General features: G+C 58.8%; 16 protein-coding genes. 7 read left to right on the plus strand and 9 right to left on the minus strand.

Annotated features, from left to right (window positions below; all coding sequences use genetic code 11):
* Nucleotides 1-111: 111 nt before the first annotated feature.
* Genes trpC through PPTH39_RS14555 form a run of 3 tightly spaced genes read right to left on the minus strand, consistent with a single transcriptional unit; the run spans nt 112 to nt 2,597 of the window.
* Entirely contained in the window at nt 112-948 is an 837-nt protein-coding gene (gene trpC / locus PPTH39_RS14545) for an indole-3-glycerol phosphate synthase TrpC (protein ID WP_095031838.1), read from the minus strand.
* Nucleotides 945-1,994 carry an anthranilate phosphoribosyltransferase gene (gene trpD, locus PPTH39_RS14550; RefSeq protein WP_094999950.1) on the minus strand — a complete coding sequence of 350 codons (1,050 nt, stop codon included), beginning with the start codon at nt 1,992-1,994 and terminating at the stop codon, nt 945-947. The genes trpC and trpD overlap by 4 nt, the downstream gene beginning before the upstream one ends.
* 9 nt (nt 1,995-2,003) lie before the next feature.
* Nucleotides 2,004-2,597, minus strand: a complete 594-nt coding sequence (locus tag PPTH39_RS14555; RefSeq protein ID WP_094999949.1) for an aminodeoxychorismate/anthranilate synthase component II — start codon at nt 2,595-2,597, stop codon at nt 2,004-2,006.
* Between the two features lie 398 nt (nt 2,598-2,995).
* Here PPTH39_RS14555 and estP point away from each other — a divergent pair, with 398 nt between their 5' ends.
* The gene (gene estP, locus PPTH39_RS14560; protein WP_130872128.1) at nt 2,996-4,927 is read left to right on the plus strand and encodes an esterase EstP; all 1,932 of its coding nucleotides are present in this window, start codon (nt 2,996-2,998) and stop codon (nt 4,925-4,927) included.
* 52 nt (nt 4,928-4,979) lie between these two features.
* Here estP and trpE read toward each other — a convergent pair whose 3' ends face one another.
* The 3 genes from trpE to rpe form a co-directional block, all read right to left on the minus strand.
* Nucleotides 4,980-6,461 carry an anthranilate synthase component I gene (gene trpE / locus PPTH39_RS14565; RefSeq protein WP_095019503.1) on the minus strand — a complete coding sequence of 494 codons (1,482 nt, stop codon included), beginning with the start codon at nt 6,459-6,461 and terminating at the stop codon, nt 4,980-4,982.
* A gap of 70 nt (nt 6,462-6,531) precedes the next feature.
* The gene (locus PPTH39_RS14570; protein ID WP_094999946.1) at nt 6,532-7,350 is read right to left on the minus strand and encodes a phosphoglycolate phosphatase; all 819 of its coding nucleotides are present in this window, start codon (nt 7,348-7,350) and stop codon (nt 6,532-6,534) included.
* A complete protein-coding gene (gene rpe, locus PPTH39_RS14575; RefSeq protein ID WP_016782414.1) occupies nt 7,347-8,021 on the minus strand; it encodes a ribulose-phosphate 3-epimerase in 675 nt (224 codons plus the stop codon). The genes PPTH39_RS14570 and rpe overlap by 4 nt, the downstream gene beginning before the upstream one ends.
* 323 nt (nt 8,022-8,344) lie before the next feature.
* Here rpe and PPTH39_RS14580 point away from each other — a divergent pair, with 323 nt between their 5' ends.
* Both PPTH39_RS14580 and PPTH39_RS14585 read left to right on the plus strand, forming a co-directional pair.
* Nucleotides 8,345-8,803 carry an REP-associated tyrosine transposase gene (locus tag PPTH39_RS14580; protein ID WP_095020431.1) on the plus strand — a complete coding sequence of 153 codons (459 nt, stop codon included), beginning with the start codon at nt 8,345-8,347 and terminating at the stop codon, nt 8,801-8,803.
* A gap of 156 nt (nt 8,804-8,959) precedes the next feature.
* Nucleotides 8,960-9,943 carry an alpha/beta hydrolase family protein gene (locus PPTH39_RS14585; RefSeq protein WP_130872129.1) on the plus strand — a complete coding sequence of 328 codons (984 nt, stop codon included), beginning with the start codon at nt 8,960-8,962 and terminating at the stop codon, nt 9,941-9,943.
* Between the two features lie 6 nt (nt 9,944-9,949).
* Here the strand turns inward: PPTH39_RS14585 and PPTH39_RS14590 are convergent, their stop codons facing one another.
* The 3 genes from PPTH39_RS14590 to PPTH39_RS14600 are packed head-to-tail and all read right to left on the minus strand — an operon-like array spanning nt 9,950 to nt 12,409.
* On the minus strand, nt 9,950-10,714 hold the full coding sequence (locus PPTH39_RS14590; RefSeq protein WP_130872130.1) for a TerB family tellurite resistance protein: 765 nt from the start codon (nt 10,712-10,714) through the stop codon (nt 9,950-9,952).
* A 1-nt stretch (nt 10,715) separates the two neighbouring features.
* Nucleotides 10,716-11,387 (minus strand): N-acetylmuramate alpha-1-phosphate uridylyltransferase MurU, encoded by a 672-nt coding sequence (gene murU / locus PPTH39_RS14595; protein ID WP_095023275.1) that lies wholly within the window; start codon nt 11,385-11,387, stop codon nt 10,716-10,718.
* Entirely contained in the window at nt 11,384-12,409 is a 1,026-nt protein-coding gene (locus PPTH39_RS14600) for an aminoglycoside phosphotransferase family protein (RefSeq protein ID WP_130872131.1), read from the minus strand. The genes murU and PPTH39_RS14600 overlap by 4 nt, the downstream gene beginning before the upstream one ends.
* 131 nt (nt 12,410-12,540) lie before the next feature.
* Between PPTH39_RS14600 and PPTH39_RS14605 the strand changes: the two genes are divergently transcribed.
* Genes PPTH39_RS14605 through rsmA form a run of 4 tightly spaced genes read left to right on the plus strand, consistent with a single transcriptional unit; the run spans nt 12,541 to nt 18,407 of the window.
* Complete coding sequence (locus PPTH39_RS14605; protein ID WP_130872132.1) at nt 12,541-15,291, plus strand: LPS-assembly protein LptD; 2,751 nt, start codon at nt 12,541-12,543, stop codon at nt 15,289-15,291.
* Nucleotides 15,266-16,606, plus strand: coding sequence for a peptidylprolyl isomerase SurA (gene surA / locus PPTH39_RS14610; protein ID WP_178084404.1), 1,341 nt, complete (start codon nt 15,266-15,268; stop codon nt 16,604-16,606). The genes PPTH39_RS14605 and surA overlap by 26 nt, the downstream gene beginning before the upstream one ends.
* Nucleotides 16,603-17,592 carry a 4-hydroxythreonine-4-phosphate dehydrogenase PdxA gene (gene pdxA, locus PPTH39_RS14615; protein ID WP_094999937.1) on the plus strand — a complete coding sequence of 330 codons (990 nt, stop codon included), beginning with the start codon at nt 16,603-16,605 and terminating at the stop codon, nt 17,590-17,592. The genes surA and pdxA overlap by 4 nt, the downstream gene beginning before the upstream one ends.
* Nucleotides 17,589-18,407 carry a 16S rRNA (adenine(1518)-N(6)/adenine(1519)-N(6))-dimethyltransferase RsmA gene (gene rsmA / locus PPTH39_RS14620; protein WP_094999936.1) on the plus strand — a complete coding sequence of 273 codons (819 nt, stop codon included), beginning with the start codon at nt 17,589-17,591 and terminating at the stop codon, nt 18,405-18,407. Before pdxA ends, rsmA begins: the two co-directional genes overlap by 4 nt.
* The last annotated feature ends 99 nt before the right edge of the window (nt 18,408-18,506 follow it).

Genomic DNA, 18,506 nt, shown 5'->3' on the forward strand with positions numbered 1-18,506 from the left:
CACTGAGCCCTTGTGGGAGCGAGCTTGCCCGCGATTCAGGCGCCGTGGCCTGACAGGCAAATCGCACTGATGCTATCGCGAGCAAGCCCGCTCCCACAGGGGGGGATTGGGTCAGTCCAGAGTCGAACCGGTTACCGCCACAGCACGCTCAGGGAAGAACAAGCGCTGCAGTTCATTGCCCGGGTTTTCGGCACGCATAAAGGCTTCGCCCACCAGGAACGAATACACTTCGCTGATTTCCATCAACTCCACATCCGCCCGGTTGAGAATGCCGCTTTCGGTAATCACCAAGCGGTCACGGGGAACGCGCGGCAACAGGTCCAGCGTGGTTTCCAGGCTGACTTCAAAGGTGTGCAGGTTGCGGTTGTTGATACCCACCAGCGGTGTGTCGAGGGTTTTAAGCGCACGTTCAAGCTCATCGCCATCATGCACTTCAACCAGCACATCCAGCCCGACGCTTTTGGCAACAGCCGCCAGCTCGGCCATTTTTACGTCGTCCAGGGCGGAGACGATCAACAGCACACAGTCGGCGCCCAACGCCCGGGCTTCGACGATCTGGTAAGGGTCGATCATGAAGTCCTTGCGGATAACCGGCAAAGTACTCGCGGCACGTGCCTGCTGCAGGTACGCATCGGCACCCTGGAAGTAGTCGATATCGGTCAGCACTGACAGGCAGGTAGCGCCACCTGCCTGATAGCTTTTAGCAATCTCGGCAGGCACGAAGTGCTCGCGAATCACACCCTTGCTCGGCGATGCCTTTTTGATTTCAGCAATCACCGCGGGCTGTTTTTTCCTGGCCTGCGCCAGCAAGGCACTGGCAAAACCACGAACAGGATCAGCCTGAGCGGCCAAACGCTCAAGTTCAGCCAGGCTTACCCGCGCACTGCGCTCGGCAACCTCCTGAACTTTACGCGCCAGAATATTTTCCAGAACGGTTGGCACACTCATGCTTCATTCTCCTGCTTGAAAATCGCGGTAAAGGCGCCGAGCTCTTCGAGCTTTTCCCGGGCCAGCCCGGTATGCAGCGCGTCGTGGGCCAATTCCACACCTTCTTTGAGTGTGTAGGCAAGGTCCGCGGCGTACAGAGCAGCACCTGCATTGAGTACAATCATTTCAGCCGCTTTCTGGCCTGCTTCGGTTTTGCGCCGCCCCAAGGCATCACGGATCAGCTCCAGCGATTGCTCCGGGCTGTCGACCACCAGGCCAAACAGGCTTTGGCTCTTGATGCCAAGGTCTTCAGGCTGAACCCAATACTCCTTGATTTCACCTTTATGCAATTCCGCTACAAAGGTCGGTGCTGCCAGGCTGAACTCATCCAGGCCATCCTGCGAGTGCACCACCAGCACGTGCTTGCTGCCCAGACGCTGCAACACTTCAGCCAGGGGCCGGCACAGCGCCTGATTGAACACGCCGACCACTTGATGCAATACACCAGCCGGATTCGTAAGCGGGCCAAGCATATTGAACAGGGTACGCAGGCCAAGATCGCGACGAGGGATGGCCGCATGTTTCATGGCGCCATGATGGCATTGTGCGAACATAAAACCGATGCCCACGCTGTCAATGCAGCGGGCAACTTGAACCGGGGTCAGGTTCAGGTACACACCGGCCGCTTCCAGCAGGTCGGCACTGCCGCTTTTACCGGACACCGCGCGGTTGCCATGCTTGGCCACCGTGCAGCCAGCGGCCGAAATCACCAACGCCGAAGCGGTGGACACGTTGAAAATATTCGCGCCGTCGCCGCCGGTACCAACGATATCGACCACGCCGTCCAGGGTCTTGAGTTCAACCTTGTCTGCCAGCTCGCGCATCACGGTCACGGCACCGACGATTTCGTCGATGCTTTCGCTCTTCATGCGCATGCCCATCATGAACGCGCCAATCTGCGCCTCGGTGCATTGACCGGTCATGATGTCGCGCATCACATCACGCATTTCATCGGTGGTCAGGTCGAGGTGACCGACGATACGGTTCAGGGCTGTCTTGATATCCATTTGAAGTCCTTAGCGCGTGCCGCCGGTTTGTTTAAGAAAGTTGGCAAACAGTTCATGACCCTGTTCGGTCAGGATCGACTCAGGGTGAAACTGCACCCCTTCGATGTTCAGCGTCTTGTGGCGCAGGCCCATGATCTCGTCGACCGAGCCATCTTCAAGCTGGGTCCAGGCCGTCAGCTCCAGGCAATCCGGCAGGGTGTCGCGCTTGACCACCAACGAGTGGTAACGGGTCACGGTCAGCGGATTGTTCAGACCCTGGAACACTCCGGTATCGAGGTGATAAACCGGACTGGTCTTGCCGTGCATCACCTGGCGCGCGCGTACCACATCGCCGCCAAAGGCCTGGCCGATGGACTGATGGCCCAGGCACACGCCCAGGATCGGTAGTTTGCCCGCAAAGTGCTTGATGGCTTCAAGAGAGATGCCCGCCTCATTCGGCGTGCATGGACCGGGCGAGACCACAATGCGCTCGGGCTGGAGCGCTTCGATCTGGGCCACGGTCAACTCATCGTTGCGCACCACCTTGACCTCGGCACCCAACTCGCCGAGGTACTGCACAACGTTGTAAGTAAAAGAGTCGTAATTATCGATCATCAGCAACATGTTGCTAAACCTCTGAATTCACTGACATTCAAAACTGTTTTCAGAATGCATTACCCGCAGTTTCGATTGCTGGATTGAACACACCAACCGAGGGGTAGCCATTCAGGAAAACGCAGGGGGCAGGTCCGGCGAGGCCGGCAGAGAAATATTAGGCGCGCCAACGCCAACGGCCATGGGCCTTGAGAACTCGCATAAAGAGTTTGCTGATGATCAACACAGGAAGGGTCTCATTTCTACGTCATGGCACAGTAACGTAGCCTTGCAACAGGTGCAACACGGGGCAGCACATACGGGGAAAAACACCTGCTAAGTACTTTGTGACTTTGTTTTTCATGAAACATTTAATACAGATTGTCTTGCTAAGGTCTGTAACCCAAATAATAAAAACAGGTCGTCACATGCGCAGGTTTTCCCTACTTATCCCCCTGGCGGGATGTATCTTGTCCGTCGTCAGTGAACGAGCAGTTGCAGCACCCTCCCCGTACTCCACCATGATTGTGTTCGGCGACAGCCTGAGCGACTCGGGGCATTATCCAGGGGTAGGCAGTGGCATGCGTTTCACCAATCTCACCGGACCGACGTACAAGGAATATCGGGGTGAGGAATATGCTGGCGTTGCGCCCACTCGGCTGGGCATAAAACTGGGTATCGCACCCGCAGATCTGCGCCCGTCCACATCGCCGGGTAACTTTCTCACCGGGGAACCCGACGGCAACAACTGGGCGGTGGGCGGCTATCGCACAGACCAGATACTCAATTCCATCAAGACCGAGTCAAAGGTCGCCTTCCCGGATGACTGGGCCTTCGTAGGCGGCTACGTCCTGCGCAGCAAGCCTGGTTACCTTGTGCAGAACAGCTTCACGGCTGACCCCAAGGCGTTGTATTTCATTTCAGGTGGCGGCAATGACTTTCTCCAAGGCAAGGTCACCAACCCCGCCGAAGCAGGCCAAGCCGCACAAAGGCTGGCGGCAAGCGCCCACACCCTGCAACAGGCAGGGGCACGCTACATCATGGTCTGGCTGCTGCCCGATCTGGGCCTGACGCCAGCCGTTTACGGTACACCTACACAGGCTGGCACCAGCGCCCTGAGCGCTCTGTTCAATCATGAGCTAACCCAGCAACTGGCGCAGATTGACGCCGAGGTGATCCCCCTCAATATCCCGCTGCTGCTGCGTGAAGCCACCGCAGACCCCGCCCGTTATGGCCTGGCACTGGGGCAGGACTTTGTCGCGACCTGTTTCAACGGCGAAGAGTGTACGGAAAACCCGCAGTACGGCCTCAACAGCGCAACCCCCAACCCGGCCAAACTGCTGTTCAACGACTCGGTACACCCCACCGAGACAGGGCAACAGCTGATTGCCGACTATGCCTACTCATTGCTGGCCACCCCATGGGAGCTGACCTTGTTACCCGTCATGGCCCAAGGCTCGCTAAACGCCCATCAAGACCAACTGCGTCACCAATGGGCTGGCGATAACGGCCATTGGCAAGCCGTTGGCCAATGGAGACCCCTGCTCGCCGGTGGCGGGCAACGCCTGGAAATCGACAAGCAGGCCACGTCCGTGAGTGCCGATGGCAAAGGCTACAACCTGAACATCGGCACCAGCTACAGGCTGGATGAAACCTGGCGATTTGGCGTTGCAGGCGGGTTTTACCGGCAACGCCTGGAGACCGGAGCCAATGAATCGGACTACAAGCTCAACAGCTATATGGGCAGCGTGTTTGCCCAATACCAGCACAGTCACTGGTGGGGTGATGCCGCACTGACTTTGGGCAGGATGGATTACGACAGCCTAAAGCGTAAATTCGCGCTTGGTGTGGGTGAAGGCATGGAGCAAGGCCAGGCCGACGGACATCTGCGGGCATTAAGTACACGCCTGGGGTATGAAATCGCACAGGCTGCAGACCTGTGGCAGCTGTCGCCTTTTATCAGCGCCGACTACTCGCGGGTGGAAGTTAACCGCTATGAAGAAAAGGGCCGACGTTCGACTGCATTGAACTACGAAGAGCAGACACTGGTTTCAAAGCGCCTGGGCGCGGGTTTGCTCGCCAGTTACCAGGCCACCCCACAGACTCTGCTGTTCGGCGAAGCCGCCCATGAGCATGAGTTCCAGAGCGATACCCAGCGCCTGAATACCGCGCTCAACAGCCTGCCCAACAATCGCTTCAAACTCGAAGGCTATACGCCGCCAAGCAACCTCGGGCGTATCAGCCTGGGGGCTAGCCACAGGCTGACCGCCGACCTCAGGCTGCAGGCGACTTATAACGTAAGGAAAAGTGATGGCGTGACGCAACAGGGCGCCAATATCGGGCTAAGTCTGAATTACTAAAGCCTGTGGAAGGGAGCGGGCACGCTCGCTCCCACAAGCCGGTTGCAGGTTTTTAATCCCGCGGGGTGTGCTCGGCCAGGGCCACGGCACGGAACATTGCTCGGCGCTTGTTCAGCGTTTCTTCCCATTCCAGGGCCGGGACCGAGTCAGCAACAATGCCGCCACCGGCCTGCACATGCAGCTCTCCGTCCTTGATCACTGCAGTACGGATCGCAATCGCTGTATCCATATTGCCGTTCCAGGCGAAGTAACCCACAGCCCCGCCATACACACCGCGCTTGACCGGTTCCAGTTCGTCGATGATTTCCATCGCACGAATTTTCGGTGCGCCAGACAACGTACCCGCCGGCAGAATCGCCCGCAGTGCATCCATCGCTGTCAGCCCGCTTTTAAGCTGGCCGGTGACGTTGGACACAATGTGCATGACGTTGGAATAACGCTCGATCACCATTTTCTCGGTGAGCTTGACCGAACCGACTTCAGATACACGACCCGTGTCATTACGGCCCAGGTCGATCAGCATCAGGTGCTCGGCGATTTCCTTGTCATCACTGAGCAGGTCTTCTTCAAGCGCCAGATCAGCCTCTTCGGTTGCGCCACGCGGACGCGTGCCGGCAATCGGGCGTACGGTAATCAGATTGTCTTCAACCCGTACCAGCACTTCCGGCGAGCTGCCCACAACATGGAAGTCGCCAAAGTTGAAGAAGTACATATACGGCGTAGGGTTGAAGCAGCGCAGAGCGCGATACAGGTCGATGGGCGCAGCCTTGAAGTCGATGGACATTCGCTGCGAGGGCACTACCTGCATGCAATCGCCCGCAAGGATGTAGTCCTTGATGGTATCGACGGCTTTCTCGTAATCGCCCTGGGTGAAGCTGGAGCGAAACACCGGGTCAGCCGACTGCTGCGCTGTAAAGTCCAGGCCGCGACGCGGGGTGATCGGTTGACGCAGTTGTTCAAGCAGCGCCTCAAGCCGGGCCTGGCCTTCTTCATAAGCCTCAGGCTGAGCCGGGTCGACCAGCACAATCGCGTGCATCTTGCCCGCCAGGTTGTCGAACACCACCACGGCGTCCGATACCATCAGCAAAATATCCGGCACACCCAGAGGATCGGGGTTCGGGCACTTGCCCAGGCGTTTCTCCACATAACGTACGCAGTCATAGCCGAAATAGCCCACCAGGCCGCCGTTGAAACGCGGTAAGCCGGCGATGGTCGGCACGTTGTAACGGGCCTTGAACTGCTCGACGAAGGTCAGTGGATCCTCAACCTCACAGGCTTCGATCTCGACACCGTCATGGGTCACGCTGACCTGATGATCATGCACACGCAACACAGTGCGGCATGGCAAGCCAATAATCGAATAACGCCCCCACTTCTCGCCGCCCTGCACCGACTCCAGCAAATAGGAGTTGGGCTGATCGGCCAGCTTCAGGTAGATCGACAACGGCGTGTCGAAGTCAGCCAGGGTTTCGCGTGCAAGGGGGATACGGTTATAGCCGGCAGCGGCCAAACGCAGGAATTCTTCGCGGATCATGAGGTGCCTCGTGGTCTGAGGGTAAAACGGTCAGGTATGCAAACGTGCCGACTGCGCGGCCAGATTCAAGTCAGGCGCGCCAACGCCAGCGGGCCAGGGCCTTGATGACTTTCATCCAGAGTTTGCGGGTGACCACCACGATGGAATCTCTTCGAGAGGGGGAAACAGAATTGCCCAACGTTATCTCAGGCGCAGATTCTAAGCAACCGGCTATCAGCTCTTGCAGGTTACCAATCACCATATCCGGTGACTCTTCTTCAATCGGGCGACCGTGGTTGTAGCCGTAACTCAGCGCTACGCAACGAACACCGGCAGCCTTGGCGGCCAGCACGTCATTTCGCGAATCGCCGACAAATATCGATTGCGCGGGAGTAGCGCCAGCCATTTTCATTACAAACAGTAAGGCGGCAGGGTCGGGTTTTGTCTGTGGCAGGGTGTCGCCACCGATAATCCAGCGAAAAAACCGCCCCAGTTTCAACTCATCCAGTAATGGCGCCACAAAGCGTTCGGGCTTGTTGGTGATCAGGGCCATTTCAACACCCTGCTTTTGCAGCCACTTGAGGCTTTCACGCACACCGGGGTAGACCTTGGTGTGTGCATGGCCACCGTCGTAGGCTTCCATGAAAATTTCCAGTGCCTGTTCGGCCTCTGTGTCATCAACACCACTGCCGTCCATATTCCCGGCCAGGGCACGGCGCACCAGCATGGGCGCGCCGTTACCGATCCACAGCCGTACGTTTTCAATCCCGGCGGGCGGACGACCGAGCTTGAGCAGCATGGCCTCCACGGCAACGGCCAAATCCGGTACCGAATCAATCAGGGTGCCATCCAGATCGAACATCACCAATTTTGGCAGCTGCCCCTGGAGTAGCTGCTCAAAGCGGCTCATGGGCGGGCCAACGCAAGCTCGGCACGCATTTTCTGAATCACTTCTTCATAGTTTGGCGTGTTGAAAATGGCGGAGCCGGCGACAAAGGTATCGGCACCGGCTTCAGCGATTTCACGGATATTGCCAACGTTTACGCCGCCGTCGATTTCCAGGCGAATCTCGCGACCGCTGGCATCGATCAGGGCACGGGCTTCGCGCAGTTTGTTGAGCGTGCCGGGAATGAATTTTTGCCCGCCAAAGCCCGGGTTCACGCTCATCAGCAAGATCATGTCGACCTTGTCCATCACGTACTTGAGCACATCCAGCGGGGTGGCCGGGTTGAACACCAGACCTGCCTTGCAGCCGCCTTCGCGGATCAGTTGCAGGGAGCGATCGATGTGCTGGGTCGCTTCGGGGTGGAAGGTGATATAGGTGGCGCCGGCTTCGATAAAGTCGCCGATGATGCGATCGACCGGGCTGACCATCAGATGCGCATCGATCGGTGCGGTGACGCCGTACTTGCGCAGGGCGGCGCAGACCATCGGGCCGATGGTCAGGTTGGGTACGTAATGGTTGTCCATGACATCGAAGTGAACGATATCAGCACCCGCGGCGAGTACGTTGTCCACTTCTTCGCCGAGACGGGCGAAATCGGCGGAAAGAATCGATGGGGCAATAGCGAAGGGCTGCATGACGCACCTTTTAGTGGGCTAAACACGGTGGCGCGCATTGTATACCGCTGGCTATGTGCCGCACACCGTAGCAGCGATGATTGGCCATTTGTAGCAGCTGCCGAAGGAACGAGGCTGCGTTCGGTTGCGCAGCGACCGTAAACCCTCAACCCCGGTTTTAGATGACACACCGTGTTGCCTGTTTTTACGACGGCTTCGCCGCCGAACGCAGCCTCGTTCCTTCGGCAGCTGCTACGCAAAGTGCAATATCCGGTTAAGTGTTTACTTTGATACTTGCCGATGGCTGATCTAGCGTTAGAAAAAAACAGACCGAGGGCAAAGGATTGCCAATTTCAAACAACGCTTGTCACCTGCGCACAGGGCGCTACTCCGAACCCGGCCACATTTACCTGCTCACCGCCGTCACCGAGCTACGGCGACCCGTATTTACCGACTTCCATCTAGGCCGTCTTGTGGTGAACCAACTCCGGCATGCTCACGACGACGGCATCGTCAGGTCCATCGCCTGGGTGGTCATGCCTGACCACTGCCACTGGCTCGTAGAGTTACGTACCAAAACCCTGGGCGAGTTGATGTGCCGATTCAAGTCACGCAGCAGCATTACGGTCAATAAAGCATGCCGATCCAGTGAGCGAATCTGGCAAAGGGGCTATCACGACAGGGCTGTCAGACAGGAAGAGGACATTAAAAACATCGCCCGCTACATCATCAAAAACCCGATCCGCTCTCAACTGACCTCGCGGATCGGTGATTACCCCCTATGGGATGCCTGCTGGATCTAGACCCGAGCCGTACGCATTTTCTCGCTACGCCCACGCAACCACAGCAGGAGCCGATAACTCACAGAGAGCAAAAACATTTCATCTCAACCGTCATACCCTGACAAATACTGATCAACCCATTACGCTGCCGGTACTACTTCTGGCCTGGAATAACCGATGTTTTCTTATCGTCTGGCACTACCGGCTTTGTGCCTGTCGCTGATATTGCCGTTCGCCCTGCCAGTGCTTGCAGCCGATACCAAGCCCCAAGTCGAGCCAGAACCCGCAGTTCGCGCGCCCCTGCCCGAGCGCAGTCAGGAAGATGCGGCGGCCCTTGAGCGGCAATTGCCGCAACATGAGCAACAACAACTGCAAGCACCCAATGACAGTTTTCTCGCCCTGTGGAAGCCCGCAAACAGCAGCGCCCCCGAGGGTGCGGTCATCATCATCCCCGGAGCCGGTGAAACCGCTGACTGGCCACTGACCGTCAGCCCTCTGCGCAACAAGCTGCCGGACGCCAACTGGGCCAGCCTGAGCCTGAGTCTGCCGGACATGCAAAGCGAAGCCAGCCAGCCGCGCGAAGCCGAACCAGAGAAACCTCCTGCTGCAATTGCGACAGACAGTAGCAGCAAGGCAGCCACCACCACGGCCAAACCCATCGAGCAGGCCGCCAGTGACGGCACCGAAAGCACGGAATCCGAAGCGGCTCAAACCGGGCAAGACCTGGACAAGGCCGATGCCGAGCGCATCTTCGCCCGTATTGATGCAGCGATTGCCTTTGCCCAGCACCAGAACATGCGCACTATCGTTCTGCTCGGCCATGGTTCCGGGGCCTACTGGGCGTCGCGTTATATCAGTACCAAGCATCCTGCCCAGATCCAGAAACTGATCATGGTGTCTGCCCGCAAGCCTGTGTTGGCAGAGCCGGACCTGAGCCAGTTGACCCCGGCCCTCAACGTGGCGCTGCTGGATATCTTCTATAAAGACCAACCCCTGGCCCGCGAAGCCGCCCTGCAAAGATTGCAGGCCAGCAAGCGAGCCAACGGGTCGAATTTCAAGCAGGTCGGATTGTTCGCCACTCCGGGCAACCGGGATGGTGAACAGGAGCAGTTGTTTCGCCGTGTACGCGGCTGGCTCAGCCCGCAACCTGTGGATAAGTAAACTGCGCTAAAAACCACGCCGCTCACGGATCGAGGCGTAGGCCTGGTGCAGTTCACGGGTTTTTTCCGTGGCCTCGCGCACCTGCGCCGGGCCCGCACCGCTGCCGGCAACCTTGTCCGGGTGATGACGACTGAGCAGGCGCCGATAGGCTCGCTTGATTTGCTCAGGATCACTGGCCTCGGTCACCCCCAGCAGAAGCAGCGCTTGCCGGTAGGTACCGCCACGGGTCGCCAGCGGTTTGGGCTGAGGCTCATGTTCGCCACCCAACACCAGAACCTGTTGGCGGGTCCAGCCCAGCCAGCCCCCCCAAAGCACTATCAGCTCACGTTCCTGGGGAGCCACCCGGCCATCGGCCAGGATCATTCGCCAGCAGGCACGCAATACACCTTCTGCCGCATGAGGCTGAGCCTTGAGCCGTTTCAGGTAACCGCGCAGCGAATCAGTAGCGGATTTGCCACGGTTGAACGCGGCAATGGCACGCTTTTGCGCTGCAGGCTCCATATCGAGCTGACGCATTTCCAGCCGCGCCTGCTCGATATGCTTGCCCACCACCTGCCCGCCGCTTTTGGCCAGACGACCGAGCAACACAAACAACAACTCATCGTTGCGCAGCACCGGCCGGGCACCAAAACGCTCAAGCAGATCGGCCCAACTGTGCAGTTGCAAGCGCCGGTCGAGCGCCTGCCCCAGTAAAGCACCGAGCATGGCCCCCGGAATACTGGCTATGAAAAAGCCTGCTCCGGCTCCGATCAGAGTCCCTGGCCACAACATGCTAGCGCGCGTCCTTGATCAACGACTCGACCTCGGCCAGGCGCTCGTGCGTCCCTACATCCACCCAATGCCCTTGCAATCGCTCACCTGTCACTTGCCCTGCCGCCATGGCGTTACGTAATAGCGGTGCCAGTTTGAATGCACCCGCCGTACAGCCCCTGAACAGATCGGGGTGAAGCACGGCGATACCGCTGTAGGTCAGCGTATCGGCACCCGACATGCCATCTTGAACCTGTCCGCCGCTCAAGCTGAAATCACCGCTCGTGTGGTGTGCCGGGTTATCCACAAGAACCAGATGAGCCAGCCCGGTCAACGGCTGACGCAAGGCAGCAAACTCGTAATCGGTCCAGATATCACCGTTCACCACGGCAAAGGGGTCATCGCCAAGCAACGCCAGCGCCTGGAAAATTCCGCCACCGGTCTCTAGCGGTTCGCCTTCCGGGGAGTACTGGATGCTGACACCAAACTGCGAACCGTCGCCCAGATGATCTTCAATTTGCTGACCCAGCCAGGCATGGTTGATCACAATGTCGGTAAAACCTGCCGCGGCCAGCGCCCGCAAGTGGTACTCGATCAACGGCACGCCACCCACACGCACCAAGGGCTTTGGTGTATGCAGGGTCAGTGGCCGCAAGCGCTCGCCCTTACCGGCGGCCAGAATCATCGCCTTCATGCATCGACCTCGCTGACCAGCCCCAGGCTGCTGAACAACTCACCCAGCTCTGCCAGCTCGGGACGTCGCGCCAGCACAGCTTCTATATAAGAGAAGAAGCGTGGTACATCGGCCAGATAGCGTGGTTTACCATCGCGATGACAAATGCGGGCAAAAATGCCGATCACTTTCAAATGCCGCTGCACACCCATCAGGTCGCTGGCGCGCAAGAATTCTTCAAAATCGCGCTGCACCGGGATGCCCAACGGCAGCGCCAGCTTCCAGTAATCCTGCAGCCAGTTGCGCACACGCTCTTCAGGCCAGCTCAAGAAGGCGTCCTTGAACAGGCACGTAATGTCGTACGTCACCGGGCCATACACTGCGTCCTGGAAATCCAGCACCCCAGGATTGGGAATGCTGAGCATCAGGTTGCGCGGCATAAAGTCGCGGTGCACCAGCACTTTGGGCTGCGCCAGGGCACTGTCGATCAGCAGCGTACTGACTCGTTGCCAGACGGCCTGTTGCTGCTCATTGAAATCCACCCCCAGGTGAGCTCGCACGTACCACTCGGGAAACAGCTCCAGCTCGCGGCGCAACAAGGCCACGTCATAGCTGGGCAAAGGCTCGGTCATCGGCAATTGCTGAAAGGCCAGCAAGGCTTCAATGGCATCCTTGAACAACTCGTCGGCGTTGCTGCTGTTGATCACGTCCAGGAAGGTCTTGTTGCCCAGATCGTTGAGCAATAGAAAGCCGCGATCAAGATCCTGAGCGTAAATTTTCGGTACGTTAATCAGGCAAGTTCGCAAAAAATCAGCAATATCGACGAAAGGTTTGCAGTTTTCCTGGGGCGGCGGCGCGTCCATGACAACAAAACTGCGGCCCTCGCCCTCCCAGCGAAAATAGCGTCTGAAGCTCGCATCGCTACTGGCAGCAGTCAACGTGGCCGGGGGCACAGCTCCCCAACCCTCATTCTCGAACACGGTTGCCATCTGCTCATCCAGCCAAACTTTCAGGTGTTGCAGGCGTACATCTTGGTCAGGCATTACAAGGGTCTCCGACGGCGCTAGCCGTCAAGCGGGTCATGCTTTATTATCCAGAATCTTTTCCAGACCATCGATAGGCGTGCGGTCCCCCACCGCGGGCTGATGGCACGCAGGAAGCCCGGACTAATAAGATGGCATTGAAATCCCCCGCGTTTCGTAAAAAATTTCCGTTGCTGGTAACCGGCAGTTTGCTGGCCATGCAACCTCTCGCCACGCCGTTCGCGTTTGCCGAGGAGCAGTATGACTGTTCCGTGTCGGCTACGGGGGGCTGGGATTGCGCACCAAAAACCAACGTGGCGCAACTGCCACCGCGTCCTGCGCACGGTGACGGGTCTGTGGGTGCCAGCGGTGAAACCAGCGAGCAGGCCAAACAGGCCCCGCTGGTCACCGAGGCCAAAGGCCGTGGGCTCAAGGCGCGCAGTGACGATTACAGTCACCTCGACTGGGTGCCCCGGGACAAGCTGACCGCTGCCCAGTTGGCCGAAACCGGCCCGTACTGCTCCGGTTCGTACGTAGAGCCCATCCGTCCGGGCATGAACGACCCCACCAGCAAAAGCGACGCCCCGACCTTTATCGGCGCCAAAGCCTCCCGCTATGAGCAGGAAGAGCAGGTTGCGACCCTGGCCGGTGACGTAGTCATGCGCCAGGGCAGCATGCAGATCGAAGCCGACGAAGCCAGCCTGTACCAGGCTGAAAGCCGTGGCGAGCTCAACGGCAAGGTGCGCCTGCGTGACAACGGCGCACTGATCGTCGGCGACCACGCCGATGTGCAACTGGACACGGGTGCGGCCAAGGTCGACAACGCCGAATATGTGCTGCACAAGTCGCGCATCCGCGGCAGTGCGCTGTATGCCAAGCGTGCCGAAGACTCGATCATCCGCCTCAAGGATGGTACCTACACCACCTGCGAGCCAAACAGCAACGCCTGGCAGCTCAAGGGCAATAACATCACGTTGAACCCGGCCACCGGTTTCGGTACGGCCACCAACGTGACGCTGCGGGTCAAGGACATTCCGGTGTTCTACACCCCGTACATCTATTTCCCGATCGACGATCGCCGCCAGTCCGGTTTCCTGCCGCCGTCCTTCAGCAGCAGCACCGACACCGGCTTTATGCTCGTGACCCCGTACTACTTCAACCTGGCACCCAACTACGATGCCACGTTGTACCCACGCTACATGACCAAGCGCGGCCTGTTGATGGAAGGCGAGTTCCGCTACCTGACCGAATCGAGCGAAGGCCAGTTCGGTGCCGCGTACCTCAACGACGACAACGACGACCGCAAGCGCCAGACCGACTACACCGACAAGCGCTACATGCTTAACTGGCAGCACAAGGGTGGTCTCGACTCCCGTGTACTGACCGAAGTCGACTACACCAAAATCAGCGATCCGTATTACTTCCAGGACCTGGAAAGTGACCAGATCGGCGTTGAAAGCCGTGACTACCTGAACCAGCAGGGCGCCGTCAGCTACCGTGGCGATGACTACACCGCCAAGCTGAACGTGCAGGCCTATCAACTGGCTACCGTTACCCAGATCACGCCTTACGACATGTTGCCGCAGCTCACCCTCAACGGGATGCTGCCAACTCACCCAGGTGGCCTGAACTTCGCCTACAACACCGAACTGGTGCGATTCGATCGCGACTTGGAAACCGGTAAGTACACCAACGAAGACGGCACCACAGCAGATCGTCTGGACACCAACGTGAAAGGCCTGGCCCGTGCCAACGGTACGCGCATGAATCTTGCACCTAGTGTCAGCCTGCCGCTGAACTGGAGCTATGGCTTCCTGACGCCGTCCCTGAAGTACATGTACACCCAGTACGACCTGGACTTGGATGGCACCGGAAAGTCTGAGCTGCCCACTGGCCAGAAATTCGATAGCTCGGTCAACCGCAGCGTGCCAATCGCCAGCGTCGACAGCGGCCTGTACTTCGACCGCAACACCAACTGGTTCGGTACCAACTACCGCCAGACCCTCGAGCCGCGTGCGTTTTATCTGTATGTCCCAGAGAAAAATCAGGATGACATCCCGATCTTCGACACCAGCGAAACCACCTTCAGCTATTCCTCGCTGTGGCGTGACAACCGCTTTACCGGTACTGACCGTGTAGGCGACGAGAACAAGCTGTCGCTGGGTCTGACCAGCCGCCTGATCGAAGACAACGGCTTTGAGCGTCAACGCATCAGCGTGGGCCAGGCCTACTACTTCAAGGACCGCAAAGTTCAGTTACCGGGCATTGACGCAGACCGCAAGGATGCTACATCCAGCGTGTCCCCTTATGCCCTTGAATACGCCTATCGCTTCAACCGCGACTGGCGTGCGACTGCTGACTACAACTGGGATCCGGAAACCCGCAGCCCGCGCTCAGGCAGTGCGATGATGCACTACCAGCCTGAAGACAACCCGAACAAGGTGGTCAACGCAGGCTTCCGCTACCGCAACGACCAGGTGCGCTACGACCAGTACACCGGCAAGTGGACTGTGGGCGGTGGCGACTATCTGTCCCCGGGTGATCCTGGCTACATCAAGGATTACTACAAGATCAAGCAGCACGACTTCTCGGTTATCTGGCCGATCGTGCCGCAATGGAACGCCATCAGCCGCTGGCAGTACGACTACAACCGCAACCGTACCCTGGAAGCCTTCGGTGGCTTCGAGTACGACAACTGTTGCTGGAAGCTTCGTCTGATCAGCCGTTACTGGGTATCCAACGACGAGTACACCCAGGAAGCCCCTCAAAACGAGAAGGGCGACCATGGTCTCTTCCTCCAAGTTGTGCTGAAAGGTCTCGGTGGCGTTGTTGGCACCAAAGTAGAGAGCTTCCTCGACAAAGGCATCCAAGGTTATCGTGAACGTGAAGATCAAGCTTTCTGAGTGTCTGCGCCCGCTAATGCTGGGCGCGTTGTTCCTGGGTACTGCAGCCAGCGCTGCAGTACAGCCCCTGGATAAAGTGGTGGCCATCGTCGACAACGACGTGATCATGCAGAGCCAACTGGACCAGCGTGTCCACGAAGTTCAGCAAACCATCGCCAAGCGTGGCCAGGGCGTACCGCCTGCCAGTGTTCTGGATCAGCAAGTGCTTGAGCGCCTGATCGTCGAAAACCTGCAACTGCAGATCGGCGAGCGTTCAGGCATTCGCATCACGGACGAAGAACTGAACCAGGCTATCGGCACCATTGCCCAGCGCAACAACATGACCATCGAGCAATTCCGTCAGGCCCTGGCCCACGACGGTCTGTCGTATGAAGATGCCCGTGAACAGGTGCGTCGCGAGATGATCATCAGCCGTGTGCGTCAACGCCGCGTGGCTGAGCGCATTCAGGTCACGGATCAGGAAGTGAAAAACTTCCTGGCCTCGGACCTTGGCAAAATGCAGATGTCCGAAGAATTCCACCTGGCCAATATCCTGATCCCGACGCCTGAAAGCGCGAGCTCGGAAGCCATCCAGAACGCGGCAAAGCAAGCTGAAGAGGTCTACAACAAGCTCAAGCAGGGCGCTGACTTTGCCCAAATGGCCATCGCCCGCTCCGGCAGCGACACGGCACTGGAAGGTGGCGACATGGGCTGGCGTAAAGCTGCTCAACTGCCTCCCCCTTTCGACCGCATGCTCAGTGAGATGCCTGTAGGCGACGTTACACCTCCAGTACGCACGCCAGGCGGCTTCATCATCCTCAAGCTGAACGCGAAACGCGGCGGTGGATCAGTGGTGGTGGACGAAGTCCATGTCCGTCATATCCTGATCAAGCCAAGCGAAATTCGTACTGAAGCGCAAACCAAAGAACTGGCAGCCAAAATCTACGACCGCATTACGTCGGGCGAAGACTTTGCCACCCTGGCCAAGACTTACTCGGAAGACCCGGGCTCCGCCCTCAACGGCGGCGACCTGAACTGGGTTGACCCGAATTCGCTGGTGCCCGAGTTCCGCGAAGCCATGGCCGACACTCCGCAAGGTGTGCTGTCCAAGCCGTTCAAGACCCAATACGGCTGGCATGTTCTGGAAGTCCTTGGCCGTCGTGCCACTGACAGCACCACCCAAGCGCGCGAGCAACAGGCTATGAACGCTCTACGTAACCGCAAATACGATGAAGAGCTGCAATCCTGGCTGCGTCAGATCCGCGACGAAGCCTATGTTGAAATCAAGCTGCCAGGCGCAACCGGTACTGACAGCGCAGGCCAGGCCGCGCAGTGAACACACAGCGTTTTGCCCTGACACCCGGCGAACCGGCAGGCATAGGTCCCGACCTGTGCCTGCTTCTCGCCTCGCAGCACCAGCCACACCCCCTGATCGCCATCACCAGCTGCGACCTGCTCCTTGAGCGGGCCGCGCAGCTCGGTGTGGCTGTCAGCCTGCTACCGGTCGAGCCGGGCAACTGGCCCGATCAGCCGGCTCCGGCAGGCAGCCTGTACGTGTGGGACACCCCGTTGAACGCCACGGTTACCGCCGGCAAGCTGGACAAGGCCAACGCAGCCTTTGTGCTGCAAACCCTCACACGCGCCGCCCAGGGCTGCGTGGATGGCGACTTTGCCGGCATGATCACCGCCCCGGTGCACAAGGGCGTGATCAACGAAGCGGGCATCCCGTTCTCCGGGCATACCGAATTCCTCGCCGACCTGACCCATACACCGCAAGTCGTGATGATGCTTGCCACCCGCGGACTGCGCGTGGCATTGGTCACCACTCACCTGCCCCTGCGTCAGGTCAGCGATGCAATCACCCCCGAGCGACTGATGCGGGTCACCCGCATTCTGCACGCCGACTTAAAACAAAAATTTGGCATCGCCCGGCCGCGCATCCTGGTTTGCGGGCTCAACCCCCATGCAGGTGAAGGCGGCCATTTGGGCCACGAAGAAACAGACATCATCGAACCAACCCTGGAGCGCCTGCGCAGCGAGGGCATGGACCTGCGTGGCCCGCTGCCTGCCGACACTCTGTTTACCCCCAAATATCTGGAACACTGCGACGCAGTGCTGGCGATGTACCACGACCAAGGCCTGCCCGTACTCAAGTACAAAGGGTTTGGTGCCGCAGTCAACATCACCCTGGGCTTGCCGATTATCCGCACCTCTGTCGACCACGGCACCGCCCTGGATCTGGCGGGTAGTGGCAAGATCGATACCGGCAGCCTGCAAGTCGCCCTGGAAACCGCCTACCAGATGGCCGAGACCCGTATATGAACGAGCAATACCAACACAAGGCGCGCAAGCGCTTTGGTCAGAACTTCCTGCACGATGCCGGGGTTATCGACCGCATCCTGCGCGCCATCAACGCCAAGGCTGGCGAACGCCTGCTGGAAATCGGCCCGGGCCAGGGTGCCCTCACCGAAGGCATTCTCAACAGCGGTGGCCAGCTCGACGTTGTGGAGCTCGACAAGGATCTGGTGCCGATCCTCAACCGTCAGTTTGCCGGCATGAGCAACTTCACCCTGCACCAGGGTGATGCGCTGAAGTTCGACTTCAAGAGCCTCAATGCTGCCCCTCGCACCCTGCGCGTGGTTGGTAACCTGCCGTACAACATCTCCACGCCGCTGATTTTTCACCTGCTGAAAAACGCCGAGCTGATCCGCGACATGCACTTCATGCTGCAAAAAGAAGTGGTTGAGCGCATGGCCGCCGGGCCTGGCGGTGGTGATTGGGGTCGTCTGTCGATCATGGTTCAGTACCACTGCCGCGTCGAACACCTGTTCAACGTAGGCCCGGGTGCATTCAACCCGCCGCCGAAAGTTGATTCAGCGATTGTCCGTCTGGTGCCCCACGAAGTGCTGCCGCATCCGGCCAAAGACCACCGCCTGCTTGAGCGCGTGGTTCGCGAAGCCTTCAACCAGCGCCGCAAGACCCTGCGCAACACCCTCAAAGCCTTGCTCAGCAACGCTGAAATCGAAGCCGCAGGCGTCGATGGCAGCAAACGCCCGGAGCAACTCGACCTGGCCGCCTTCGTGCGCCTGGCCGACAAGCTCAGCGAGCAACCGGTCGTGGCGCCCGCCGCCGACTGATCGCCGAGAAAAAACGGGTACCCGGCCAGACGCCACGTCTAGCCGGGTACCCGCTGTTTGGCCTAGACTCAGGCATCAGTTTTATCCCGAACTGTGTCT

This window comes from Pseudomonas bubulae (genome assembly GCF_900618535.1).
GTDB classification, from domain to species: Bacteria; Pseudomonadota; Gammaproteobacteria; order Pseudomonadales; family Pseudomonadaceae; genus Aquipseudomonas; species Aquipseudomonas bubulae.

Excerpts from the sequence above, each read along its gene's own strand:
- trpC (WP_095031838.1), bottom strand. The coding sequence starts at position 948 with ATGAGTGTGCCAACCGTTCTGGAAAATATTCTGGCGCGTAAAGTTCAG.
- trpD (WP_094999950.1), bottom strand. The coding sequence starts at position 1,994 with ATGGATATCAAGACAGCCCTGAACCGTATCGTCGGTCACCTCGACCTG.
- PPTH39_RS14555 (WP_094999949.1), bottom strand. The coding sequence starts at position 2,597 with ATGTTGCTGATGATCGATAATTACGACTCTTTTACTTACAACGTTGTG.
- estP (WP_130872128.1), top strand. The coding sequence starts at position 2,996 with ATGCGCAGGTTTTCCCTACTTATCCCCCTGGCGGGATGTATCTTGTCC.
- trpE (WP_095019503.1), bottom strand. The coding sequence starts at position 6,461 with ATGATCCGCGAAGAATTCCTGCGTTTGGCCGCTGCCGGCTATAACCGT.
- PPTH39_RS14570 (WP_094999946.1), bottom strand. The coding sequence starts at position 7,350 with ATGAGCCGCTTTGAGCAGCTACTCCAGGGGCAGCTGCCAAAATTGGTG.
- rpe (WP_016782414.1), bottom strand. The coding sequence starts at position 8,021 with ATGCAGCCCTTCGCTATTGCCCCATCGATTCTTTCCGCCGATTTCGCC.
- PPTH39_RS14585 (WP_130872129.1), top strand. The coding sequence starts at position 8,960 with ATGTTTTCTTATCGTCTGGCACTACCGGCTTTGTGCCTGTCGCTGATA.
- PPTH39_RS14590 (WP_130872130.1), bottom strand. The coding sequence starts at position 10,714 with ATGTTGTGGCCAGGGACTCTGATCGGAGCCGGAGCAGGCTTTTTCATA.
- murU (WP_095023275.1), bottom strand. The coding sequence starts at position 11,387 with ATGAAGGCGATGATTCTGGCCGCCGGTAAGGGCGAGCGCTTGCGGCCA.
- PPTH39_RS14600 (WP_130872131.1), bottom strand. The coding sequence starts at position 12,409 with ATGCCTGACCAAGATGTACGCCTGCAACACCTGAAAGTTTGGCTGGAT.
- PPTH39_RS14605 (WP_130872132.1), top strand. The coding sequence starts at position 12,541 with ATGGCATTGAAATCCCCCGCGTTTCGTAAAAAATTTCCGTTGCTGGTA.
- rsmA (WP_094999936.1), top strand. The coding sequence starts at position 17,589 with ATGAACGAGCAATACCAACACAAGGCGCGCAAGCGCTTTGGTCAGAAC.